The 6,915-nt window shown below is 43.9% G+C and carries 6 protein-coding genes; 5 read left to right on the top strand and 1 reads right to left on the bottom strand.

Annotated features, from left to right (window positions below; all coding sequences use genetic code 11):
- Positions 1–2,765 (bottom strand): DUF4145 domain-containing protein (locus EA408_08105; GenBank protein TVR71906.1); only part of this gene is annotated, 2,765 nt, incomplete at its 3' end.
- Positions 2,766–3,015: 250 nt separating this feature from the next.
- On the opposite strand from EA408_08105, the gene EA408_08100 reads away from it, so the two are divergent.
- The 5 genes from EA408_08100 (at position 3,016) to EA408_08080 (ending at position 6,527) form a co-directional block, all read left to right on the top strand.
- The gene (locus EA408_08100) at positions 3,016–3,318 is read left to right on the top strand and encodes a hypothetical protein (GenBank protein TVR71905.1); all 303 of its coding nucleotides are present in this window, start codon (positions 3,016–3,018) and stop codon (positions 3,316–3,318) included.
- A gap of 12 nt (positions 3,319–3,330) precedes the next feature.
- Positions 3,331–4,455, top strand: a complete 1,125-nt coding sequence (locus EA408_08095) for an ImmA/IrrE family metallo-endopeptidase (GenBank protein TVR71904.1) — start codon at positions 3,331–3,333, stop codon at positions 4,453–4,455.
- Positions 4,456–4,575: 120 nt separating this feature from the next.
- On the top strand, positions 4,576–5,748 hold the full coding sequence (locus EA408_08090; protein TVR71903.1) for an ImmA/IrrE family metallo-endopeptidase: 1,173 nt from the start codon (positions 4,576–4,578) through the stop codon (positions 5,746–5,748).
- Positions 5,745–6,251, top strand: coding sequence for a DUF4411 family protein (locus tag EA408_08085; GenBank protein TVR71902.1), 507 nt, complete (start codon positions 5,745–5,747; stop codon positions 6,249–6,251). Before EA408_08090 ends, EA408_08085 begins: the two co-directional genes overlap by 4 nt.
- Before the next feature lie 57 nt (positions 6,252–6,308).
- Positions 6,309–6,527 carry a hypothetical protein gene (locus EA408_08080; GenBank protein TVR71901.1) on the top strand — a complete coding sequence of 73 codons (219 nt, stop codon included), beginning with the start codon at positions 6,309–6,311 and terminating at the stop codon, positions 6,525–6,527.
- Positions 6,528–6,915: the final 388 nt, after the last annotated feature.

Here is a 6,915-nt window from a genome sequence, read left to right as displayed (position 1 = left end):
TTTTCTGCCGGCAGCATGAGCGGGGCAATATTTCTTTTTATGTCGGCCACATCGCTTCTGGACAGGTTTCCCCAGCGTTTCGCAGACGAATACTCCAGCACCCACCGAAGGTTCATCTTAACAACGAACCGCTCCCGGTCCAGGTCGTGGATCTGCCGGTGAAGTTGTCCGGTATAATCACCGGCCAGCTCAAAATCTTCATCATCGGGGGGAGCCTCCGCCTCCGATAGATCATCTGCCGAAACACCATCATCTGCCGCAGCCTCCTTATCTATCGAAGCTCCTGCCTCCGCCGCAGCTCCTTCATCCCCAGAACCGCTACCCTCACCAGAAGCAACCGAAGCTTCTGTCTCCCCCGGTGCCCCCGCCTCCCTGATCGCCATTACCACATCAAGCTTCATCTCGAATATCCGCTGCGAAAGGCTCTTGATAGTTTTGCCTTCGGTACCGTCGGGATTGGCTTCAAAGAATTCGAGGTTCTGGCAGTAGTCAAATATCAGAAAATGTTTCTTGTCCACTCCCGGACCAAAAAGATCGGGGCATAACCTGGTGCCGCGGCCTATCATCTGCCAGAACTTGACCTGCGACTTCACCATCTTGAAGAATACCAGGTTCACCACCCTGGGTGCGTCAATACCGGTATCGAGCATATCGACCGATACTGCTATCTGCGGATTTCGTTCTGCATGAGGATCGACAAACTTTTCAAGCAGGTCCTGCGCCTTGTTCTCGTAATGGTCAATCACCCGCAGGAATTTGCCCCGGTGCTCGGGAAAAAGCTTGTTGAACCGCTTCTCAATAAATACAGCATGTTCATGATTTTTCGCAAAGATGATGGTCTTACCCAGCCTGTCGCCCCCCTGCACCTTAATCCCCTTTTCCATCAGGTACAGCAGCACCTTGTCCACCGTATCGGCATTAAACAGCCACTTGTTCAGCGCCTCGCTGCCAATCTCGTCAGGCACCTCGCCGGTGGTCGGGTCGCCGAACTTCTCCTCGTACTCCTCCTTCTCCCTCTCCGTAAGCTCGCTGTATTTAATTCCTTCGCGCATAAATTTGACGGGGACCGATATGCCTTTCGGCGGAACAAGAAATTCGTCCTGCACAGCCTGGTCCAGCTCATAGGCAAAGGTTGGATTGTCATCTTCTATATCAAGCAGTTCGTAGGTGTTGCGGTCGATATCCTTCTTCGGCGTGGCCGTCAGTCCCACGATCATCGAGTCAAAGTACGCAAAAATAGCCCCGTATTTCTGGTACACCGACCGGTGTGCCTCATCAATGAAGATCAGGTCAAAATGGCCGGCACCGTAGAAGCGGTTATCATCACTCCTGACAGCATCGATCTTGTTCATGATGGTGGGGTAGGTGCTGAACACCAGCCTGGTTCCCGGATCCTCCCTCTCTTTGGTAAGATCGATCGACGAGAGGTGGGGGAGATGCTCGCCGAAGGCATCCTTTGCCTGCTTGACCAGCGCGTTACGGTCGGCGAGAAACAGAACCCTCTTCACCCAGTTGCACTTGGTCAGCATATCGGTAATCGCAATGGCCGTGCGCGTCTTCCCCGAACCGGTAGCCATCACCAGCAGTGCATTTCTTGCCCCTCCTGTGAGCCGGCCGTGCTCATCATCCCTGGCAAAAGCCTCGGCCACACGGCGGATCGCCTCGATCTGGTATTTGCGTTCCACTATGCTCTCGTTAACCCTGAACCTCCGTATGTCGGTCCGCGACCTCCTGCGCTCCACCATCAGATGCAGTTCATCTTTGGTATGATAACCGTGCACCTCCCTCTCCGGATAGAAAGTATCATCCCAGAAATAGATCTCAAAACCGTTGGTATAGTAGATGACAGGCCGCCTTCCGAACCTGGCCTGAATACAGTCCGCGTAAAGAGTTGCCTGGTGCCTTCCCTTGCGCACGTCGGCCATGGTACGCTTGGCTTCCACCACCGCCAGCGGCTTGCCGTCATCGCCCCACAAAACGTAATCGATATAGCCGGTACCCGACGGGTTGGTGCTGACCGGCATGCCGGTAACTTCGTACTCTATGTCATAGCTTTCGCGGAAATTTATCCAGCCGGCCTCTTTAAGGGACTGGTCTATGTAGAGCTTCCGGGTAAGCTGCTCCGATACCAGCAGGGGTATCTCCTTATCGGTGTCGTGCACCTGCTCACGACCAGTCTTTCTCTCTTTGACCTCCTGCTGCTGAGCCTCCAGTTGCCTGCGAAGCTCCTCCACTTCCCTTGCCCGGGCCTCGAGCTGTTGACGTTCGATGCGCGATTGCTCGTTTTTCCTGTCCAGCAGATCCTGCAGCCTTTGAAGTTCTGCAAGGTCATGTTCTTTCTTTTCCCCGAAAGGGATATGAGACTCTTCGAAACCGGGGATGACAGGCTCCTTTTCGGCATAGTAGAGGGCCATGAAGCTGAGGAAGCGGAACAGGTTCTTGAGGGCGATAAGCGACTCGTCGCGGCTGATGGAGTGGCCGTGGGCGGCGTTGTTGCCCAGCTTGCGGACAAGGTTTATCTCGCGGAAGATGGAAGGCTTCAGGATATCGCGGAAACACCGCTCGTGCATGAGGGAGGCAAGTTTGGTATCATAGGGTTCGCTCAGGTCGGGATCGTTGGCATAGAGCCAGCGGACAGCCTTTTCGAGGGCGCTCCGGCAGATGATGGCGCAGGCCTTGGGCGATGTAAACGCCAGACCCTCCGCCTCACTGGCTTCCCGGTAAATATCCGGCCATTCACTATGCAGGAACCTGAAGTTACCCAATTGACGGCGAGTTTTTGGAGTTTCGCAGATAAATATCCGTAATTATCACAAGGTTAACAAATATAGGAAATATCGGGGATAGTGGTGGATTCTGAGTAGAATATTTCTTGGGGGAAGAGTGAAGAAAATTTTGTAAATTTAAATAGAAATAGCTTTTATGAGAAACGGATTATTAAATTTAACCTAATATTTAAAAAGCGATATTGTAATTTAACATGATGTTGCTATATTTGTATAACATTTAATTTGAATGAACGTTTATATTATCGATAAAGATCTGAAAAACCTTTATGAAACTGGAACTTCAAAGAAGCTTAAATTGCGGAAAGATATTATTGATAAGTTCTTTGCCACAATCCAAAAAATATCGGCCGCAAGAGATATCTATGATCTTTGGAGGGATCCTGCATTGAATTTTGAAAAGTATAAAGACCATTATTCCATTAGATTATCTGGAAAATACCGGCTTGAAATGAAGGTTGAATGGGAAGACGAAGATAAAAGCAGGGGTGACTTTACTATATTCAGGATTTCAAGTCATTATGGCGATTAATAATTTTACATTATGGCTCATATAAATGAACTAAGGGCAGCAAAAAATTTTGGTCCCGGATATTTCATCCGCGAGCAAATGGAATTACGTGGCTGGGTGCAGCAGGAGCTTGCCGAAATACTTGGGATCTCTCTTAAGCACCTTAATAGCATTTTACTTGATAAACAGCCATTGACTACGGATCTGGCACGGCTGCTTTCCAATGCATTCGGCACATCACCACAATATTGGCTCAATATTGACAATGATTACAGATTGTGGCTTGAGCAGGGTAGCGATGACAAAGAAAATGCTGTTGCAGAAAAGGCTGCTATTTACAGCCATATGCCTGTCCGCGATATGGTCAGGAAGGGTTGGATTGGAAAACCCCGGGATATTGATCATTTGAAAAAGCAGGTATCAGAGTTTTGGGGTGTTGATGAATTTGATCCAGCCTCAGTTAATAATGTACTTGAATACTATCAGAGGAAGTCGGATGCATACAATCAGTTCAATGCTTCTTATAGCGCAACATGGTTACAGATGGCCAGAAAAGTTGCTTCCGGGTTGGATGTCCATGGCTATAATAGTAAGAAACTAGAAACCCTGTTTAATGAAATTTTTACTTATACCAACAGAACCGGAGGGATAGGTGAGTTCATTTCTGAATTGAAAAATTGTGGGGTAAAGTTTTTTGTGCTTCCACATCTGGAAAAAACATATCTTGATGGAGCAGCTTTTTATGATGGTGGTAACCCTGTAATTATCTATACAGCACGATATAAAAGAATTGATAATTTCTGGTTTACGGTTGCACATGAGATTGCGCATGTATTGTTTCACCTTAATGAGCAAACGCCTTATATTCTTGACAATCTGAAAGAGGTAACAGAAGATGACAAGGAGAATGAAGCTAATCGAATTGCCTCGGAAAAGCTCAGGCACCCTGAAATACTGGAATACCTGAAAGATTCATTAAATTATCTTGCCCGGTCGAAAATTGAAAAATGCTCCCGTCACCTGAATGTCCACCCGGCAATTATCATAGGAGCGCTCGCACAAAACAAAACAATTTCCTATAAGAATATCCACCTGTACAATGACAATGTCCTGGAATTGATACCGGAAAGGTATCTTCATGAATCGGTAGTGGTGTAATTTGCTGAATATTTTTGCTTGTTGATTGTAATGGAAATAAAATAGTTTTATAACTTGGTAGTGCGTGATTGGAGGATGTAATAATTTAATTCTCCATAAAAGCAGTTAATTTTGACTTTGATGGCAGACAGAGCATACATAAATTCCAGGGTACTTAAATGGGCCAGAGAATCTGCAAAGATGCAGGTAGAAGTGGCCGCATCAAAAGCATCTGTGCCTGTCAGCAAGCTTGAAAAATGGGAAGAGGGTTTAAGTCAGCCTACAATACGACAGGCTCAGAATTTAGCTAAAGCATATCGGCGCCCTTTTGCCTTACTATTTTTACCGGATATTCCCGTTGATTTCCAACCATTACAGGATTTCAGAAGAAAAGGTTCAAAGACATTAGGTACAGCTTCAGTTTTTATTATTCGTGAAATTCAGCAGAAGCAAGCGTGGATCAGTGAAGTGAATGAAGAAAACGGTGAGCCTAAGGTACCGTTTATCGGGAAGTTTTCTGTTACGGATGACCCGGTAATGGTTGCCAGGGATATCCTTGAAACTTTAGAAATTAATCCATTGTTTTATGTAATGGATAATCCAATTAAGGAATGGATTGATAAAGCTGAATTAAAGGGAATTTTTGTGTCAAGGACCAGTTTTGTTCATTCGAGACTTACACTGGATAGTGACGAATTGCAGGGCTTTGCGATTGCCGATTCTTACGCACCATTTGTATTTATAAATACAGATGACTGGAATGCCCCGCAATTATTTACACTTGTCCATGAGCTGGCTCATTTATGGATAGCTAAATCAGGCATATCAAATGCGGTTCAACCAGTATTGGAAGATAAAGATAAATATGATCCTGTTGAATTATTCTGCAGTGAAGTTGCAGCCAATGCCCTGATGCCAAAAGAATATATGCTCAGGATTGAATCGGCATCAATGAAAACTCCGGGTGAAGTATTCGGGATTTCTAAGCGATTGGGGGTAAGTTCGTTTGCGTTTTTGGTCCGGGCCCTGAAACTGAACCTGATTACAGTTGATGAATACAGGTATCTGAAAAAAGAAGCAGACAAAGGCTTCCAGGATTTTTTAAGACAAGAGGAAAATCGTAAAGCCAGGCAAAAAGAGAGAGAAGGTGGCCCAAGCCCATATTTATTGAGGGTTAATAAGAATAGTCGTTTGTTTACTCAGATTGTACTGGATGCTTTTAAAGGAGGTTCACTTGAACCCAATCTTGCCAGTAATCTATTGAATACACCCACCAATAAGTTCCCTAAGCTTGAAGCACAGCTTTACAAATGAAAACAGAAAAAGAGATATTTTGTATTGATACAAATGTGCTGATACAAGCATGGCAAAAATACTATTCACCTGATTTTTGTGCTGACTATTGGGTTATCCTTAACCGGTTGGGGCAAGATGGAAGAATATTTATTCCAGAAGCAGTTCGTGATGAAATAAATAAAACTGAGGATGCACTATCCAAATGGCTCAAAGAAAGTTATATTCCTGTAAGAAGGATTGATGAATTAGTAACTAAGTGCCTGAAAGATATATATGCAAAAGATGAAAAGCATAAATATCTTGTTGACAATACAAAGGCAAGATCAATTGCTGACCCATGGGTAATCGCTCATGCCATTCATGAACAAGCTATTGTGGTTACCAAGGAAGAAAAAACAAATGTAGTTTCTTCACGGCGAATTAAGATTCCAAATGTTTGCGAAAACATGGGAGTCCAATGGATAGATGATTTTGGATTAATACGCCGCCTGGGATTGAAGTTTAGTTGTGTAATGGATTAAAACTTGAGCCTTGCCTGTTCCTATCGTTGCTATTTAGCTTAAAAAACATTTAACATTATGAAAAGTCCATTTACTGGAAAAAACATGACCGTTCATAAAGAATGGAGAAAATTGAAATTCAGAAAAGAGGAATTTCATATTATATCGCACACATATATATGCGAAGAGACTGGTGAAAAGTTTGAAGATTATTTATTTGCTAATTTGAATTTCAATCAATTGCTAAACCAATACAGGGTTAAGCATTCCATACCATTTACAGAGCAAATTTTTTAATTTTCACGCAGAAAGAACTTAATATTCTGGAATCCATCACAAAGAAATTTTATAATTCTTCAGCGAAAGAAATAATTGACATACGTCACAAGGAGAGTGCCTTGAAAGATAATGAGAAGGGAAGGAAGATTATCGAACATTATTATGCTTTTAATTTAAGGAAAGTTGATCAACTAATTGAATGGAATAATATTGTCACTTGGGGGTCCCATACCAAGTGCCCTGAAAAAAAACAATCTTGTAATCCTGCTGAATATCGGCTGAGAAATATGAATAGAAGAGAATACAGATATGGCAAAAAGTAAGTACGACAAGAATTACATAGAAGGTGGATACCTTATGAATTATGAAAAACCTAATTCATATAGGTACCATAGCAACCATGTTT

The sequence above is a fragment of the Marinilabiliales bacterium genome (assembly GCA_007695015.1).
Lineage (GTDB): Bacteria > Bacteroidota > Bacteroidia > Bacteroidales > PUMT01 > PXAP01.
The sequence above is the reverse complement of the archived record's forward strand: the minus strand, read 5'-3'. Positions and strand labels throughout refer to the sequence as shown.

Excerpts from the sequence above, each read along its gene's own strand:
- EA408_08100 (TVR71905.1), top strand. The coding sequence starts at position 3,016 with ATGAACGTTTATATTATCGATAAAGATCTGAAAAACCTTTATGAAACT.
- EA408_08095 (TVR71904.1), top strand. The coding sequence starts at position 3,331 with ATGGCTCATATAAATGAACTAAGGGCAGCAAAAAATTTTGGTCCCGGA.
- EA408_08090 (TVR71903.1), top strand. The coding sequence starts at position 4,576 with ATGGCAGACAGAGCATACATAAATTCCAGGGTACTTAAATGGGCCAGA.
- EA408_08085 (TVR71902.1), top strand. The coding sequence starts at position 5,745 with ATGAAAACAGAAAAAGAGATATTTTGTATTGATACAAATGTGCTGATA.
- EA408_08080 (TVR71901.1), top strand. The coding sequence starts at position 6,309 with ATGAAAAGTCCATTTACTGGAAAAAACATGACCGTTCATAAAGAATGG.